Annotated in this window: 13 protein-coding genes; 4 read left to right on the top strand and 9 right to left on the bottom strand. The window is 74.0% G+C overall.

The features are described 5' to 3' along the window. Window positions 1–44 precede the first annotated feature (44 nt). From ACZ6EG_RS11225 to ACZ6EG_RS11215, 3 genes are all read left to right on the top strand, one after another. Entirely contained in the window at window positions 45–1,751 is a 1,707-nt protein-coding gene (locus ACZ6EG_RS11225; protein WP_391968722.1) for an AMP-binding protein, read from the top strand. 15 nt (window positions 1,752–1,766) lie between these two features. Then, window positions 1,767–2,612, top strand: coding sequence for a PaaX family transcriptional regulator (locus ACZ6EG_RS11220; protein WP_469603636.1), 846 nt, complete (start codon window positions 1,767–1,769; stop codon window positions 2,610–2,612). A gap of 83 nt (window positions 2,613–2,695) precedes the next feature. After that, the gene (locus ACZ6EG_RS11215) at window positions 2,696–3,583 is read left to right on the top strand and encodes a sulfotransferase family protein (protein ID WP_391968687.1); all 888 of its coding nucleotides are present in this window, start codon (window positions 2,696–2,698) and stop codon (window positions 3,581–3,583) included. Here ACZ6EG_RS11215 and ACZ6EG_RS11210 read toward each other — a convergent pair. Together ACZ6EG_RS11210 and ACZ6EG_RS11205 are read right to left on the bottom strand one after the other, a co-directional pair. After that, complete coding sequence (locus tag ACZ6EG_RS11210; RefSeq protein WP_469603631.1) at window positions 3,571–5,943, bottom strand: bifunctional salicylyl-CoA 5-hydroxylase/oxidoreductase; 2,373 nt, start codon at window positions 5,941–5,943, stop codon at window positions 3,571–3,573. The two genes, ACZ6EG_RS11215 and ACZ6EG_RS11210, sit on opposite strands and share 13 nt — an antisense overlap. A gap of 2 nt (window positions 5,944–5,945) precedes the next feature. Next, a complete protein-coding gene (locus ACZ6EG_RS11205; protein ID WP_469603628.1) occupies window positions 5,946–6,773 on the bottom strand; it encodes an enoyl-CoA hydratase family protein in 828 nt (275 codons plus the stop codon). Between the two features lie 248 nt (window positions 6,774–7,021). On the opposite strand from ACZ6EG_RS11205, the gene ACZ6EG_RS11200 reads away from it, so the two are divergent. Then, window positions 7,022–7,504: an ATP-binding protein gene (locus ACZ6EG_RS11200; protein WP_469603625.1), complete on the top strand. Its 483-nt coding sequence runs from the start codon at window positions 7,022–7,024 to the stop codon at window positions 7,502–7,504. On the opposite strand, the gene ACZ6EG_RS11195 is transcribed toward ACZ6EG_RS11200, so the two are convergent. The 7 genes from ACZ6EG_RS11195 to ACZ6EG_RS11165 form a co-directional block, all read right to left on the bottom strand. Then, window positions 7,461–8,909, bottom strand: coding sequence for an amino acid permease (locus ACZ6EG_RS11195; RefSeq protein ID WP_469603622.1), 1,449 nt, complete (start codon window positions 8,907–8,909; stop codon window positions 7,461–7,463). The two genes, ACZ6EG_RS11200 and ACZ6EG_RS11195, sit on opposite strands and share 44 nt — an antisense overlap. A 182-nt stretch (window positions 8,910–9,091) precedes the next feature. Further along, complete coding sequence (argF, locus tag ACZ6EG_RS11190; RefSeq protein WP_391968690.1) at window positions 9,092–10,099, bottom strand: ornithine carbamoyltransferase; 1,008 nt, start codon at window positions 10,097–10,099, stop codon at window positions 9,092–9,094. Between the two features lie 60 nt (window positions 10,100–10,159). Continuing rightward, window positions 10,160–11,383: an arginine deiminase gene (locus ACZ6EG_RS11185; protein ID WP_383650585.1), complete on the bottom strand. Its 1,224-nt coding sequence runs from the start codon at window positions 11,381–11,383 to the stop codon at window positions 10,160–10,162. Between the two features lie 64 nt (window positions 11,384–11,447). After that, window positions 11,448–13,325 carry an HEXXH motif domain-containing protein gene (locus ACZ6EG_RS11180; protein ID WP_469603618.1) on the bottom strand — a complete coding sequence of 626 codons (1,878 nt, stop codon included), beginning with the start codon at window positions 13,323–13,325 and terminating at the stop codon, window positions 11,448–11,450. Between the two features lie 90 nt (window positions 13,326–13,415). Further along, entirely contained in the window at window positions 13,416–13,628 is a 213-nt protein-coding gene (locus ACZ6EG_RS11175) for a hypothetical protein (protein WP_356612034.1), read from the bottom strand. 130 nt (window positions 13,629–13,758) lie between these two features. After that, complete coding sequence (locus ACZ6EG_RS11170) at window positions 13,759–14,892, bottom strand: effector-associated domain 2-containing protein (RefSeq protein WP_469603615.1); 1,134 nt, start codon at window positions 14,890–14,892, stop codon at window positions 13,759–13,761. Beyond that, window positions 14,889–16,049, bottom strand: a complete 1,161-nt coding sequence (locus tag ACZ6EG_RS11165) for a hypothetical protein (protein WP_469603612.1) — start codon at window positions 16,047–16,049, stop codon at window positions 14,889–14,891. The genes ACZ6EG_RS11170 and ACZ6EG_RS11165 overlap by 4 nt, the downstream gene beginning before the upstream one ends. Window positions 16,050–16,218: the final 169 nt, after the last annotated feature.

The raw sequence follows: 16,218 nt of genomic DNA, 5'->3' as shown, positions 1-16,218 counted from the left end.
CCCTGCCCCACCGGGCCCTACTCGAGGTTATCGCGCACCGTTGACTGTCGTCACCAACACGATACGCTCGTTGCGCGAGCCCACCACGACAAAGGGGGCGAACCGTCATGGCAGACCCGCACCGCGCGGATCCGCACCGCTCGGCCCACGTCGACACCTTCGCGCGCGAGCACCTGCCGCCCCCCGACCAGTGGCCCGAACTCCGCTTCGACCTGCCGGAACTGCGCTACCCCGCCCGGCTGAACTGCGCCGCCGAGCTGCTCACCGGCCCGCCCGCGGACCGCCCGGTCTTCCGCACGGCCTCCGGGGAGAGCTGGAGCTACGGGCTGCTGCGGGCCCGCGTCGACCGGCTCGCCCACCTCCTCACCGGCGAACTGGGCATCGTCCCCGGCAACCGGGTACTGCTGCGCGGCCCCACCACCCCGTGGCTGGCCGCCTGTTGGCTGGCGGTGCTCAAAGCGGGCGCGGTGGCGGTCACCGTGCTGGCCCAGCAGCGCCCGCACGAACTGCGCGCGATCGGCGAGATCGCCCGGGTACGGCACGCGCTGTGCGACGTCCGGGCCGTCGACGACCTCGCCAAGGCGGAGATCCCCGGGCTGCGGATCACGACGTACGGCGGGGACGCGCCCGACGACCTGCTGGCCCGCGCGGAGGGCGGGACGGCACCGGACACGCCGTACCCGGCCGTGGACACGGCGGCCGACGACGTGGCGCTGATCGCCTTCACCTCGGGCACGACCGGCCGCCCCAAGGGCTGCATGCACTTCCACCGTGACGTGCTGGCGGTCGCCGACACCTTCTCGCAGCACGTCCTGCGCCCCCGCGCGGAGGACGTCTTCGCGGGCAGTCCGCCGCTCGGCTTCACCTTCGGGCTCGGCGGGCTCGTGATCTTCCCGATGCGGGCCGGGGCCAGCGCCCTGCTGCTCGAACAGGCGGGTCCCCGGCAGCTGTTGCCCGCCGTCGCCGAGCACCGGGTGTCGGTGCTGTTCACCGCGCCGACGGCGTACCGCGCGATGCTCGACGAGCTGGACGGGTACGACGTGACCTGCCTGCGGCGGTGCGTCTCCGCGGGCGAGAACCTGCCCGCGGCCACCTGGCGGGCCTGGCACGAGCGCACCGGCCTGCGCCTCATCAACGGCATCGGGGCCACCGAGCTGCTGCACATCTTCGTCTCCGCGGCCGACGGGGACATCAGACCCGGTACGACGGGCGTGCCGGTGCCCGGGTGGCAGGCGCGCGTGCAGGACGAGGACGGCGTGCCGGTGCCCGACGGAGAGCCCGGACTGCTGGCGGTGCGGGGGCCGGTGGGCTGCCGTTACCTCGCCGATCCGCGCCAGCGGGAGTACGTGCGCGGCGGCTGGAACATCACCGGGGACACCTACGTCCGCCGGCCCGACGGGTACTTCCGGTACGTGGCACGCGCCGACGACATGATCATCTCCGCCGGGTACAACATCGCCGGGCCGGAGGTCGAGGACGCGCTGCTGCGGCACCCGGACGTCGTGGAGGCCGCGGTGGTGGGCCGGCCCGACGCGCACCGCGGGCAGGTCGTGGTGGCGCACGCGGTGCTGCGGGAGGGCGCCGAGCGGGACGCCGACGCGCTGCGCGCGTTCCTCAGGTCCGAGCTGGCGCCGTACAAGTGCCCGCGCGAGATCCTCTTCCCGGACGCGCTGCCGCGCACGGCGACCGGCAAGCTCCAGCGCTACCGGCTCCTCCCACCGCCCGGTCGTGCCCAGGGTGACCAGGCGTGATGCCGACGACATAAGATGATCAACGTGTCCGAGCAGCACGCGCAGCACGCCCCCAGATCCCTGATCGTCACGCTCTACGGCGCCTACGGCCGTTCCCTGCCGGGGCCGGTGCCCGTCGCCGAGCTGATCCGGCTGCTGGCCGCGGTCGGGGTGGACGCTCCGTCCGTACGCTCGTCGGTGTCGCGGCTGAAGCGGCGCGGGCTGCTGCTGCCCGCCCGTACCGCACGGGGCGCGGCCGGGTACGAGCTGTCCGCCGAGGCCCGGCAACTGCTCGACGACGGCGACCGGCGCGTCTACGCCACGGCGCCCTACGAGGACGAGGGCTGGGTGCTGGCCGTGTTCTCCGTGCCGGAGTCGGAGCGGCAGAAGCGGCACGTGCTCCGCTCCCGCCTGGCCGGCCTGGGCTTCGGCACCGCGGCCCCCGGCGTGTGGATCGCCCCGGCCCGGCTGTACGAGGAGACCCGGCACGCGCTGGGCCGCCTGGGCCTCGACGCCTACGTGGACTTCTTCCGCGGCGCGCACCTCGGGTTCACGCCGACCGCCGAGGCGGTGGCCCGCTGGTGGGACCTGGGGACGATCGCCAAGGAGCACGAGGCGTTCCTGGAGCGCCACGCGCGCGTGCTGCACGACTGGGAGCGCCGGACGGACACCCCGCCCGAGGAGGCGTACCGCGACTATCTCCTCGCCCTGGACTCCTGGCGCCACCTGCCGTACGCCGACCCGGGGCTGCCCGCCGGGCTGCTCCCCGCGGACTGGCCCGGCGCGCGTTCGGCGGCCGTCTTCCGGGCCCTGCACGAGCGGCTGCGCGACGCGGGCGCGCTCTACGTGACGCCGGAGCCCTCACACCGCCCCGATCAGTGACTCGTGTCACACCCCGCCGCGATCAGGGAACCCTCAGCCTCCTCAGACCCTCTTCTCAGGTTTCCCGCCTACCGTGCGGACGCATGAGTCTCGCGCGTCACTTGAACCGGGCCCTCACCGCCACCACCGGCCTCCAGGTACGGAGAGCTCCCGCGGCGGCGCGGAGGGCGGCCCCCGCGCCGCGCTCCGCCGAGCGGCCCGCGGCCCCCTACCGATGTCCGCCGGCCGGGGAACTCGCCACCGACAGGCTGCTGCGGCGGCCCGTCTTCATCATCTCGTCCATCCGCTCCGGCTCCACCCTGCTGCGGATGATGATGGACGCCCACCCGCGGCTGCACGCCCCGCACGAGCTGCACCTCGGCCGCATGGAGGTCGTGTGCACCAACTGGTTCTCCGAGCGTGCGATGAGCGCCCTCGGGCTGGCCCGCGGCGACCTGGAGCACCTGCTGTGGGACCGCGTCCTGCACCGGGAGCTGACCCGGTCCGGCAAGGACTTCGTCGTCGAGAAGACCCCGGCCAACGCCTACATGTACCGGCGCCTGAAGGACTGCTGGCCCGACGCGCGCTTCGTCTTCCTGCTGCGCCATCCCGAGTCGACAGCCCGCTCCTGGCACGAGAGCGACCCCGTCAAGCGGCCGTACGACAAGGCGGTCGAGGACGTGCTGCCCTATCTGACAGCGGTCGAGGAGGCCCGGACGGCCGACGCCGACGGCTTCACCGTGCGCTACGAGGACGTCACCGAGGACCCCGAGCGCGAGATGCGCCGCCTGTGCGCGTTCCTCGGCCTCGACTACGCACCGGCGATGCTGCACTACGGCGCGAGGAAGGGCGGCGAACTCGTCCGCGGCCTCGGCGACTGGCGGGAGAACATCCGCACCGGCACCGTCCAGCCCGGCCGTGCGCTGCCCGCCGACGACGCGATACCCGAGCCGCTGCGGGCGGCGTCCGCGGCCTGGGGCTACACGTCCTGAGCGGCGCCGCGCAGCGTGAGCCGGGGTTTGGGCGCGTCGGTGCGTCCGGTCACGGGACGGCGGCTGCCCGCCCGGTACGGCGCGGGCCACACGACGCCCGGCCCCTCGTAGCCCTGCTCGGCCGCCGCATGCAGCGTCCAGTGCGGGTCGTAGAGGTGGGGGCGGGCCAGGGCGCACAGGTCGGCGCGTCCGGCCAGGATCAGCGAGTTGACGTCGTCCCAGGAGGAGATCGCGCCGACGGCGATCACCGGGACACCCGCCTCGTTGCGGACGCGGTCCGCGTACGGCGTCTGGTACGACCGCCCGTACTCCGGCCGCTCGTCGGCCACCACCTGCCCCGTGGACACGTCGAGGGCGTCGGCGCCGTGGGCCGCGAAGGCCCGGGCGATCGCCACGGCCTCCTCGCCGCCGATGCCGCCCTCGGCCCAGTCGGTCGCGGAGATCCGGACGGTCATCGGCCGCTCCTGCGGCCACACCCCGCGTACCGCGTCGAAGACCTCCAGCGGGAAGCGCAGCCGCTTCTCCGGTGATCCGCCGTAGGCGTCGGTGCGGTGGTTGGTGAGCGGGGAGAGGAAGCCGGAGAGCAGGTAGCCGTGGGCGCAGTGCAGTTCGAGCAGGTCGAAGCCGGCTCGGGCGGCCCGTGCGGCGGCGGCCGCGAACTGCTCCCTGATGTCGGTCAGCTGCGCCCGGGACAGGGCGCGCGGGATCTGACTGCCCGGCTTGTACGGCAGCGCGGACGGGGCCACCAGCGGCCAGTTGCCGTCCGGCAGCGGCTCGTCGATGCCCTCCCACATCAGCCGGGTGGAGCCCTTGCGCCCGCTGTGCCCGAGCTGCACACCGATGGCGGTGCCGGGCGCCTGGGCGTGCACGAAGTCCGTGATCCGCCGCCACGCCTCGCCCTGCCGGCCGGTGTACAGGCCCGCGCAGCCCGGCGTGATGCGGCCCTCGGCGCTGACGCACACCATCTCGGTCATCACCAGTCCGGCGCCGCCCAGGGCCCTGGCCCCCAGGTGGACCAGGTGGAAGTCGCCGGGCACGCCGTCGGTGGCGGAGTACATGTCCATCGGGGAGACGACGACCCGGTTGCGCAGGGTCAGGCCGCGCAGCCGCAGCGGGGTGAACATCGGGGGTGTGCCGGGCGGGCAGCCGAACTCGCGCTCGACGGACTCGGTGAAGCGGGCGTCGCGCAGCCGCAGGTTCTCGTGGGTGACGCGGCGGCTGCGGGTGAGCAGGTTGAAGGCGAACCGGCGGGGCGGCAGGCCGAGGTACCGGGGCAGGTCCTCGAACCATTCCAGGCTGGCCCGGGCCGCCCGCTGCGTGGAGGCGACGACGGGGCGCCGCTCCGCCTCGTAGGCGGCGAACGCGTCGGGGAGGGCCGGCCGCTCCTGAAGGCAGGCGGCGAGCGCCAGGGCGTCCTCCACGGCCAGCTTGGTGCCCGAGCCGATGGAGAAGTGGGCGGTGTGGGCGGCGTCGCCGAGGAGGACGATGTTGCCGTGCGACCAGCGGTCGTTGACGACGGTACGGAAGGTCGTCCACGCCGACTTGTTGGACCTCAGCGGCCGGCCGCCCAGGGTGTCGGCGAAGATCTTGGCACAGCGGGCGACCGACTCCCCTTCGCCCGATCCGTCGAAGCCGGCCGCCCGCCAGACCTCCTCGCGCATCTCCACGATGACCGTGGAGGCGTCCGGCGCGTACGGGTAGCCGTGCAGCTGCATCACGCCGTGCTCGGTCTCGGCGATCTCGAAGCGGAAGGCGTCGAGGGCGAAGTCGGCGGCCAGCCAGATGTAGCGGCAGCGGTGACTGGTGAGGTGGGGTCCGAAAGCACAGGCGTAGGCCTCGCGGGTGGCGCTGTGCACGCCGTCGGCGGCGACGACCAGGTCGTGCGTCCGCGCCAGCCGGTCCGGGGACGGGGCCTCGGCGCCGAAGCGCAGCTCGACGCCGAGGGCCCGGCAGCGGTCGTGCAGGATCTCCAGGAGACGGCGGCGGCCGAGGGCGGCGAAGCGGTGCCCGCCGGAGGTGTGGCGGGTGCCCCGGTGGACGACGTCGATGTCGTCCCAGCGGACGAAGTGGCGCGCGAGGGCCTCGAAGACGACCGGGTCGGCGTGTTCGATGCCGCCCAGGGTCTCGTCGGAGAGGACGACGCCGAAGCCGAAGGTGACGTCGGGAGGATTGCGTTCCCAGACGGTGATCCGGCGGCCGGGGTCGAGGCGCTTGAGGAGGGCGGCGGTGTAGAGGCCGCCGGGGCCGCCGCCGATGACCGCGACGCGCAGGGGGTGGTCGCCCTCCTCGTGCGGGAGCGGCTGTGGGCGCGGGTGCGTCGTGGCCGGTCGCGCGGTTTCTCGCGCCCCTGAGGTGCGCATCCCTACCGTCCGTTCCACTTCGGAGGCCGCTTCTCCGTGAACGCCGCGTGGAACTCGGCGTAGTCCGCGCCGTTCATCAGCAGGGCCTGCGTCGAGGCGTCCAGCTCCACCGCCGCCGCCAGTGGCATGTCCAGCTCGGCGGTGAGGAGGGCCTTGGTCTGGGCGTACGCCAGCGCCGGGCCGTCGGCCAGGCGCCGGGCGAGCGCCCGGGCGGCCTCGTCGACGCGGCCCTCGTCCGTCAGCTCGCTGATCAGGCCGATCCGCTCGGCCTCGGGCGCCCGCACCGGTTCGCCGAGCATCAGCAGCCGGGTGGCGTGGCCCAGGCCCACCACGCGGGGCAGCAGGTAGGCGGCGCCCATGTCGCCGCCGGAGAGGCCGACCCGGGTGAAGAGGAAGGCGAAGCGGGCGGAGGGGTCGGCGACGCGGAAGTCGGCGGCCAGGGCGAGGACCGCGCCCGCTCCGGCGGCGACCCCGTGGACCGCGGCGACCACCGGGAACGGGCACTCCCGTACGGCCCGTACCACCTGGCCGGTCATCCGGTTGAAGTCCAGCAGCTGGGCGGTGTCCATGGACAGGGTCGCGCCGATGATCTCGTCGACGTCGCCGCCGGAGCAGAAGCCGCGGCCCTCGCCGGCCAGCACCAGGGCCCGCACGGACCGCTCCCGGGACAGCTCGGCGAGCAGGTCGCGCAGGTCCGCGTAGGCGCCGAAGGTGAGGGCGTTGAGCTTGTCGGGGCGGGCGAGGGTGACGGTGGCGACGCCGTCGGTCAGATCGACGCGCAGGTGCCGCCACGCGGGGGTGGGAGCGGTGGATCCGGTGAAGGGACTCATGACGGGCGGCCTCCTGGGGCGGGCGCGGCATCACCGAGCACTGCCTCTCGAAGTTATCACCCATCTGTGACCGTCGTCACGAGCACGCGATAGCCGATGTGTCACAGGCCGTCGATGAGGTGGCAACGGCGGGATCATCCGCGTGAAGGGCGGAGTTCGACGGGGTACGCCGCCCCTCGGCGGGGTCGAAGGTCCCGCACGGTGCCCGTCGAAGGGCTCTGCCGACCGGACCCGTACCATTCATAAAGTTGAAAGCAGGACAGGACCGCCTGCTCCAGAACGGACTCGCCGTGCACGATCGCATCCCAGCCCCCGCTTCCTGGCGCATCGCGCTGCCGCACTCCGCCGCGGCCGTGCCGGTCGCCCGCGCCCTGGTGCGGACGGCGCTGGCCGAGCTGGAGCACACGGCCGACGGCGACACCGCGGAGCTGCTCACGGCGGAACTGGTCGCGAACGCCGTGGAGCACACCGCCGGCGGGTCGCCGATAGAGCTGGTCGTGGAGCTGCTGCCGACCGGCTGCCAGGTCGAGGTGCACGACCCTGACCCGTCGCCGCCCGGCGACCTCACCCGCCCGGACAAGGAGCCGCCCGACCCGTGGCAGGAGCACGGGCGCGGCCTGCTGCTGATCCGCGCCCTCAGCTCGTCCTGCGGGCACCGCCCCACCGGGTCCGGCAAGGCGGTCTGGTTCAGGCTTCCTGCCGTACCCGCTCCGCGTCGCCCCCCGGAGTGACCTCCGCGCCGGCCTCCGCGAGCCGGGAGTGCCGGCGCCCGTAGGCCGTGTACACCAGCAGGCCCACCGCGAGGAACACCGCGAACTGGAGCCAGGTCGCCCCGCCCGTCTCGTACATCAGGTACAGGCAGAAGCCGACCCCGAGCAGCGGCGTCACCGGATACAGCGGCACGCGGAAGGTACGGGCGAGGCCCGGCTCCCGACGGCGCAGCGCGATCACCGCGACGTTGACGGCGGCCATGGTGGCCAGGGTGCCGATGGTGCACAGGTTCACCACCGCGTCCAGCGGGGCGAAGGCCGCCGGAAGGGCGAAGACCGCACCGACGATCAGGGTGCCGGCGACGGGCGTCGCGGTGCGCGGGGAGACCTTCTGGAAGACGCGCGGGATCAGGCCGTCGCGGGACATGGACATCAGGATGCGGGTCTGGCCGTACATCACGGCCAGCACCACCGAGGCGATGGCGACCACCGCGCCGAAGGCGACGACCCCGCCGCCGATCGTGGAGCCGGTGACCTCGTTGACGACGTAGGACAGCGCGGCGGGCCGGTCACCGACCGCGTCGCCGCCGACGGCGCCGATCGCGGCCACGGCGACCGCGCAGTAGAGCACGGTGACCAGGCCGATGCAGACCAGGATCGCGACGGGGATGTCCCGGCGCGGGTTCTTGGCCTCCTCACCGGCCGTGGTGATCGCGTCGAAGCCGATGTACGAGAAGAAGGCGGCCGTGGTGCCGGCTCCGATGCCGCCGAGACCGGCCGGCGAGAACGGGCTGAGGTTGCCGTCCTCGAAGGCGAGGAAGCCGACAGCGCAGAAGGCGAGGAGGACGGCCAGCTTCAGCACGGCCATCGCGGCCGTGGCGCGGGCGCTCTCGCGCACCCCGCGGACCAGCAGGACGCAGGCCAGGGCGATGACGATCACCGCGGGGAGGTTGACCACGCCACCGTCGCCGGGCCCCGCGGAGAGCGCCTCCGGCAGGCGCAGGCCGAGGACGCCGTCCAGCAGCTCGTTGACGTACTGGCTCCAGCCGACCGCGACCGCGGAGACGGACACGCCGTACTCCAGGAGCAGGCACCAGCCGACGAGGAAGGCGGTCCGCTCGCCGAGTCCGGCGTAGGCGAAGGAGTACGAGGAGCCGGAGACCGGGATCGCGCCGCCCAGCTCGGCGAAGGCGAACGCGGTGAACACACACGTGATCGCGGCGAGCACGAAGGAGACGACGACGGCCGGTCCGGCCTCGGCCACCGAGTCGGAGAGGCCGACGAAGATGCCGGTGCCGACGATGGCGCCGACGCCGAAGCAGACGAGCTGGAAGAGCCCCATCGTGCGCTTCAGGCCGTGGCCTTCGCGGTCGGCGCCGGATTCGGCGACGAGCTGGTGGGGGGACTTGATACGGGAAGCGGGCATTGCGGGTGGTGCTCGTTTCTGGTGGTGCGGGGGCGCGACGGTGGTCGCGGCCGACGGCTCCGGAAGGGGTGGCTCCGGGGCCGCCGGTCAATATAACGGTGCCGGTCGGCCGTACGACAGGGCCGACCGGGCGCCGGGTGGGGCCGGCGAGGCGATCCGGTCGGACCGGCGAGGCGATCCGGTCAGGCCAGCGTGGCGACCAGGACCGCCTTGATGGTGTGCAGCCGGTTCTCCGCCTCGTCGAAGACGACCGAGTGCGCGGACTCGAAGACCTCGTCCGTGACCTCCAGGGACTCCAGGCCGTGAGCCTCGAAGATCTCCTGGCCGACCTTGGTCCCCAGGTCGTGGAAGGCGGGGAGGCAGTGCAGGAACTTCACGTCCGGGTTCCCGGTGGCGCGCAGGACGTCCATGGTCACCGCGTACGGGCCGAGGGCCTTGATGCGCTCGGCCCAGACCTCCTTGGGCTCGCCCATGGAGACCCAGACGTCGGTGACCACGAAGTCGGCGCCGCGCACGCCCTCCTCCACGCTCTCGGTGAGCGTGATCCGCGCCCCGCTCGACTCGGCGAGCTTCCTGGCCCGGTCGACGACCTCCTGGGCCGGCCAGTAGGACTCGGGGGCGACGATCCGCACGTCCATGCCGAGCAGGGCGCCGGTGACCAGGTAGGAGTTGCCCATGTTGAAGCGGGCGTCGCCGAGGTAGGCGAAGGAGGTCCCGGTGAGGGGCCGGTCACTGTGCTCGGTCATGGTGAGCACGTCGGCGAGCATCTGGGTCGGGTGCCAGTCGTCGGTCAGGCCGTTGTAGACGGGCACCCCGGCGAAGGCCGCGAGCTCCTCGACCTTCTGCTGGCTGTCACCCCGGTACTCGATCCCGTCGAACATGCGACCGAGCACCCGCGCGGTGTCCCTCACGGACTCCTTGTGGCCGATCTGCGACCCCGCCGGGTCGAGGTACGTCGTCGAGGCGCCCTGGTCGGCGGCCGCGACCTCGAACGCGCAGCGCGTGCGCGTCGAGGTCTTCTCGAAGATCAGCGCGATGTTTTTCCCCCGCAGGTACGGCGTCTCGGCCCCGGCCTTCTTGGCGGCCTTCAGCTCCGCGGCCAGCTCGACCAGCGCGCGGAACTCGTCCGCGGTGAAGTCGAGCTCCTTGAGGAAGTGGCGGCCGGCGAGGGCGGTCGGGACTGTCGCCATGGGGGCGCTCCAGGGGTACGGGGACGGTGACTCTGGAACAGTATACGAGTAATAGAATTCTTATACGGCCTGCCGTTCCACCGGGCAGCTCATGCAGCGCGGTCCGCCCCTGCCCCGGCCCAGCTCGCTGCCCGGGATCTCGATCACCTCGATGCCCTGTTTGCGCAGGTGGGTGTTGGTGGTGGCGTTCCGTTCGTAAGCGACGACGACGCCGGGCTCGACGGCCAGGACGTTGCAGCCGTCGTCCCACTGCTCGCGTTCGGCGGCGTGCACGTCCTGGGTCGCGGTGAGCACCCGGATCTCGTTCAGGCCGAGGGCGGCGGCGATCGCGCGGTGCATGTGCTCCGGCGGGTGGTCGGTGACCTTCAGCTCCTTGTCGCCCGCGCCCGGCTCGATGGTGTACGAGCGGAGCATGCCGAGCCCGGCGTACTGGGTGAAGGTGTCGCCGTCGACCATCGTCATCACCGTGTCGAGGTGCATGAAGGCCCGCCGCTTGGGCATGTCCAGGGCCACGATGGTGCGGGCGGAGCCGGCGGCGAACAGCTTGTGGGCGAGCATCTCCACGGCCTGGGGAGTGGTCCGCTCGCTCATGCCGATGAGCACGGCGCCGTTGCCGATGACCAGGACGTCGCCGCCCTCGATGGTGGACGGGTAGTCGGCCTGGCCCTCCGACCACAGGCGGAAGTCCTCGTCGCGGAAGAGCGGATGGTGCCGGTAGATCGCCTCGAAGTGGACCGTCTCGCGCTGCCGGGCGGGCCAGCGCATGGCGTTGATGGACACGCCGTCGTAGATCCAGGCCGAGGTGTCCCGGGTGAAGAGGTGGTTGGGCAGCGGCCCGAGCAGGAAGTCGTCCAGCTCCATGGCGTGGAAGCGCACGGAGGTCGGTTCCGGGTGCGCCTGGAGGAACTCGCGCTTGGTCATGCCGCCGACCAGCGCCTCGGCCAGCTCGCCCGCGGGCAGGGTCTCGAAGGCGGCCCGGAGATGGTCCGTGGCCAGCACTCCGTACTCCTTCTCGTCGAAGACCCGGTCCAGGACCAGCCGCCGCGCGGCCGGGAGGTCCAGGGTCTCGGTGAGCAGGTCCCCGAAGAGGTGCACGGCGACCCCGCGGTCGCGGAGCACGTCGGCGAACCCGTCGTGCTCGGCGCGCGCCCGGCGCACCCAGAGCACGTCGTCGAAGAGGAGAGCGTCCTTGTTGCTGGGGGTGAGCCTTTTGAGCTCGAGATCCGGCCGGTGCAGGATGACGCGGGTGAGCCGCCCGGCTTCGGAGTCGACGTGGAATCCCATGCCTCCATCCTGACCATTCGGGCGCCTGTTCACCCCCGGCTCGGCCACACCCGTGCGTCCCGGTTCAGCGACCGGGCTGCGGCTGGAGCAGTTCCGGGCGGGCGAGGGTGCGGCGGGCGGCGGGGCCCGGGTCCAGGACGGCGCGGGCGACGATCCAGCCGGACCGGGCGTGGACGTCGGCCGGGTCGCGGGCGAGGTCCTCGGTGTAGCCGTCCAGCGCGGCGGCCGCGTCACCGGCGGCGAGGTGTTCGTCGGGGGCGAGGGGGGCCGCCGGGCGGGTGGCGAAGGCGTGGGTGCGGGTGTCCGGCCAGAAGTCCCGGTCCGGGCGGAACCGGAGGGCGCCGTCCGGCCCCTCCACCGCCGCGATGTTGCGCAGCCGCCACTGCGTGCGGTGCAGGGCTGCGGCCGTACGGGCCCGGGCGAGCGCGGCCGGGGCGACGGGTTCGCGCAGCCAGTCGTCCAGGGTCCGGGCGAGGCCGCTGACCAGCCGTCGGCCGGGAGCGGTGAGCCGGCCACTGGTCAGCAGCGTCCGCACCACCAGCCGGCTCTGCAGACGGCGCAGCGCGAAGTGGTAGGCGGCGGCCTCGGCGTGCTCCGGCTCGGCCAGCCGGTCCCGCCAGAAGCCGGCCACACCGGTGAAGGCGTACGCGCCGTGCAGCAGCCCGGTGAGGTGGCGCGGGTCGGCGCGCCAGGGGGCGTAGTAGCGCTCCTCGCGGTCGTCGTCCAGGAGGGGGAAGAGGTGGAGGAGCGCGGCGAGTTTGCTGTGCTGGAACTCGTGGACGAGCGTCTCGGCGAGGGCGAGCGCGGATCCGGGCCGGGAGATCAGCATGGCGCCGAAGGAGTCGCCGCTGGAGGCGGAGACGCGGACGGTCGGCGGGGCGGGCGGGCTGAGCGCGGTACGGCCGTACGGCACGACGGCGCGTATCAGGGCCGGGTCGAGCCGTCCCGGGCCCGGTGCGGTGCCGGTGGCGGCGAGCAGCGCGACGGCACCGTCGAAGATCCGCTGCCACTCGGCCGCCTCGTCGGCGTCGAGCCGGGCAGGCGGGACCGGGTCGTCGAGGTCGCGGTAGGGGTCGAGGTCGTCCAGCGGTATGGCGACCGGCCCCGTGGGAGTGGTGTGGGTGAGGGTGCGCAGGGGGAGCCAGGGGCCCGCGGCCACGGCGGCGGTCGCCGGCGGGCCGGGGCGCTGCGAGAGCACGGCCGGCTCGGGTGCGCGCCGCCCGCCCACGGGCCCCGGGTCGGATGTACGCCGCTCGGTCGAGGCGTCCGGCTCGGGCGGGCTCCGTCGGGGACCGTCCGGCCGGGGGCCTTCCGGCTCGGGTCCTTCCGGGCGGGGCCCGTCATGGCGGAGGTACTGCGCCGGTGCCGTCGTCGGGCGGCACGTCACCAAGGTCCGGGTCCCGTCGTGGTGCGGTGGGCCGGAGAAGGTGAGTTCGCCCGCTTTCGTCGCCGCACGGGCGACGGAGGGGCCCGGCGCCTGGTCCGGGACGCGGAGCGTGCCCAGGCCCGGCAGGTGCAGTCCGCCGTCGGTGACGGGAACCGTGAGGGTCCGCTCCGTACCGGCGTGCAGGGAGGCGGTGATCGCCAGGACGTTCAACCGGCCGGCCTCCGCCCACAACGGCGGCCCGGTCGCGGTGCCGTGCACGCGGCGCAGCATGTGGGCGATCCAGCCGCCGGTCGTCGGCGCGAGCAGCAGCCGGTCGACCGCCTCGGGCGCCCGCTCGGCGGCCTCCTTGAACGTCGCCCAGGCCTGGGCCACCGGCGTCAGGGGCGTGGGCAGCGCCGCCAGCCGGTCCAGCAGCGTGCGCAGCAGGAGCAGCCGCCGTGCCCGCTCCCCGCGTTCCAGGAAGGCGACGGCCTCCGGGGAACCGCCCCCCGCGGCCAGTTGCGCGAAGAGCCGGTCCGGCATCCGGAACGGAGCGGGACGCGGGGCGCTGGTCATGAGCGGGGACCTCCGGTTACGGGTGCGGACACACGGACGGCCCGGCGGGCGCACGGCCGCGTCGGGCTCTGCCGTAGGGGCGGGTGTCGGCTATTCGGCTCGGGCACCACCGTTGCCACCGCCGCTGCCCTCGCCACCGCCCCGGATGCTGCCGCGTGCGCGCAGGACCTCTTCGAGAAGGCGGACGGAGGGGCGGAGCGGCGTGAGACCGTCCACAGCGGACAAGGGCAGCGCCGCGACGTCCGCCAGGTCCGACTCCCAGACGGCGCGCGTACGAGCGGCCGGGTCCCGGGCGGCGGTCACGGCATGATGCAGAGCGGGCGGCTGATCCAAGATGCTCCCCCTTCTCGCACGGTGGCACGCGATGACACCGTGTCTTACTCCATCATGGCCGTTCCTGCCCTTGCCGAAAACCGTACGATCACGCCACCGATCACCGGCGCGTCCGCTTCGTCCGGGTCGAGGCCTCCAACTGCCGTAGTGCCCCGGCGAGTTCCGCGCTCAGTTCCGGGTCGTCGTCCACGGACAGCACCGCGTCGAACAGGTCCCACAGCGCCTGCGGCCGGTGCCGGGCGAGGCCGGCGAGAATTCCGGCCGCGTCCGTGCGGGCCTTGCTGTGACGGGGCAATGTGCCGGTGACGCCGGGGCCCAGCGCGGCGACCACCGTCTGCCGCTCGGCCGGGTCGCTCATCAGCGGGTAGGCGAGGAGGGCGTCCACGGCCCGCAGCAGCGGGGAGATCCGCCGCTCCCCGCCGTCCAGGTCCGCCGAGGTGACGATCTCGGTGCGTTCGGGGCCCTGCAGCCGGATCTCGGGATACTGCAGAGTACGACCCGCGTCCCTGAGGGCGGCGATACGCGTTCGCACGGCCGGAAACAGTTCCTCCGCATCGGGCGGGGAGGGCAGTACGGCGGTCCGGTCGGCCAGCAGGGCCAGCAGGACGTCGGAGAACAGGCCCGTGGCCCGCGCGGGATCGTTGGCGGCGGTCCGGCCCCGTCCGGCGGCCCGCAGCACGGTCTGCCGGTGCGCGGTGCTGCGCCGCCCGACGGGCAGTCCGTCGGGTGGCAGCGGCTCCCGGAAGGCGAGCGCCTCCTCGAAGGTCTCGCACGCGTCCACGACCCACAGTTGGTCGGCGAGGCCGGGCACGGCGTCTCCGGCGTAGCGTTCGAGCGCGGAGTCCAGGTCGATGCCCAGCTTGTCCTCGGTGGTGGCGTCCGCGCAGAACAACCGCAGGTGCCCGGACCGGTCGAGGACGCCGTGCCCGCCCCACCACACCCAGAGCACGTCGCCCCACACCGCGGGCAGTTCACGGACCAGCACCCGGCGCAGCGTGGCGTGGTCGGCCGGCGCGTACGGCGTCTCGGGGACGTACGGCGGCAACGGCGCGAGGTGCAGCCGGAGGTTGGCCTCCGGTACGCCGGCGGCGCGCAGCAGGCGGTGGAAGCGGACCGCGTCCCGGGCGGGCCCGGGCAGGTCCCAGCCGGCGCCCGCGTCGTACGCCTCGACGCCGACGACGAGGGCGTGCACGCGCGCCGGGTCCACCGCCCCTACTGCGACCGGGCCGGTCACGGCAGCCGCTCCACCAGGTGCCGGTACACGTCCGGGTTGGTCCAGTAGGCGCTGTGCGCGGCCGGGAACGGCTGGCGGCTGTCGACGGCGATGTCGGTGACCCGGCCCGGGAACAGGCCGGCGCCCAGGTAGGAGAGCAGGTCGCGGGGGTCGTACAGGTTCAGCCACTCGGGGACGTGGTCGGGCAGGGGCGCCGGGTGCTCCAGGGAGGGCAGCGACCCCGACTCGTACAGGAACGGCGCCTGGGAGCCGGCGGTGACCAGCAGCCGGACCTGCGGCAGCGGGGTGAGGACCAGGGTGTCCAGGGCGATGATGCCGCCGAGGCTGTGGGCGACGATCGCGACGGGCGGTTCCAGACCGGCGAGCAGGTGGCGCAGTCCGGCGCGGACCGCCTCGCCGCGGCTGAGGTAGCGCAGGACGTCCCCGGCGGCCGGATGGGCGGCCTCGGTGAGGGCGCGGCGGCGGCGGACGACGGCCCGGGAGGCGGCCGAGCCCGCGACCCGCAGGGCCAGCGAGCGCACCCCGCGTTCCGTGCCGGGGGCCGGCGCGCCGAGGGTCAGGGCGAGCCGGTCGGCGACGGCGTCCCGGGTGGCGCCGACCGGCACGAGGGGCGCGTCGGCGTCGAGGGCACCCGCGACGACCTGGGCGGTCAGGCAACGGGCCGCCAGGTCGGGGAGGTCGTCCGGGGCGAGGGCCGCGGCGGCGGCGCCGAGCAGCGGGTGGGCGGCGAGGTCGGCGGCGGCGCGTCCCAGGCCCGGGCCCAGCTCGGCCGCCGGCGCGTCGCCCTCGGCGGCGAGGGCGGCCAGCCGCTCCCGGACCGGCTGGTCCAGGGACAGCGAACCGGGCGGCAGTTCGGCCGCGGGCACGGAACCGGCGGCCAGGGCCAGTTCGGCGTACGGGTCGGCGTAGAGGGCGGCCCAGGCGGCCGTGTCGTCCTCGGCCGCGTCCGGCGCGCCGGGGCCCCGGCCGACGCCGGAGACCGGCGGCAGGCTCGCGCCCCCGGCGGCGAGGGCGGCCCCGTGCTCACCGCCCCAGTAGTACGGCACCACGCGCAGCCCGCCGCGCAGGGCCGTCACTCCGGCGGAGAAGCGCCCCGCGAGCGCAGAGAAGCCCGGTTCGCGCACCCCTGTGCCGTGGATGAAGACAACCGCCGTCATGTGCCCCCCGTGACCCCGGTGAAAGTCCGTGTACGACTTCCGTTGCTTCGTCAATTGCGCCTTATTCTAGGAAAGTTGGGGCTCCGGCGCGGGGAAGGCTCCGAACACGGGATCGTCGCACGGGCGACCGTCGAACACGTCTGCAACCGGATGACCACCGGACCAACGG

The sequence above is a fragment of the Streptomyces sp. NPDC041968 genome, assembly GCF_055589025.1.
The sequence above is the reverse complement of the archived record's forward strand: the minus strand, read 5'-3'. Positions and strand labels throughout refer to the sequence as shown.

Excerpts from the sequence above, each read along its gene's own strand:
- ACZ6EG_RS11205 (WP_469603628.1), bottom strand. The coding sequence starts at position 6,773 with ATGAGTCCCTTCACCGGATCCACCGCTCCCACCCCCGCGTGGCGGCAC.
- argF (WP_391968690.1), bottom strand. The coding sequence starts at position 10,099 with ATGGCGACAGTCCCGACCGCCCTCGCCGGCCGCCACTTCCTCAAGGAG.
- ACZ6EG_RS11180 (WP_469603618.1), bottom strand. The coding sequence starts at position 13,325 with ATGACCAGCGCCCCGCGTCCCGCTCCGTTCCGGATGCCGGACCGGCTC.
- ACZ6EG_RS11215 (WP_391968687.1), top strand. The coding sequence starts at position 2,696 with ATGAGTCTCGCGCGTCACTTGAACCGGGCCCTCACCGCCACCACCGGC.
- ACZ6EG_RS11210 (WP_469603631.1), bottom strand. The coding sequence starts at position 5,943 with ATGCGCACCTCAGGGGCGCGAGAAACCGCGCGACCGGCCACGACGCAC.
- ACZ6EG_RS11185 (WP_383650585.1), bottom strand. The coding sequence starts at position 11,383 with ATGGGATTCCACGTCGACTCCGAAGCCGGGCGGCTCACCCGCGTCATC.
- ACZ6EG_RS11195 (WP_469603622.1), bottom strand. The coding sequence starts at position 8,909 with ATGCCCGCTTCCCGTATCAAGTCCCCCCACCAGCTCGTCGCCGAATCC.
- ACZ6EG_RS11220 (WP_469603636.1), top strand. The coding sequence starts at position 1,767 with ATGATCAACGTGTCCGAGCAGCACGCGCAGCACGCCCCCAGATCCCTG.
- ACZ6EG_RS11165 (WP_469603612.1), bottom strand. The coding sequence starts at position 16,049 with ATGACGGCGGTTGTCTTCATCCACGGCACAGGGGTGCGCGAACCGGGC.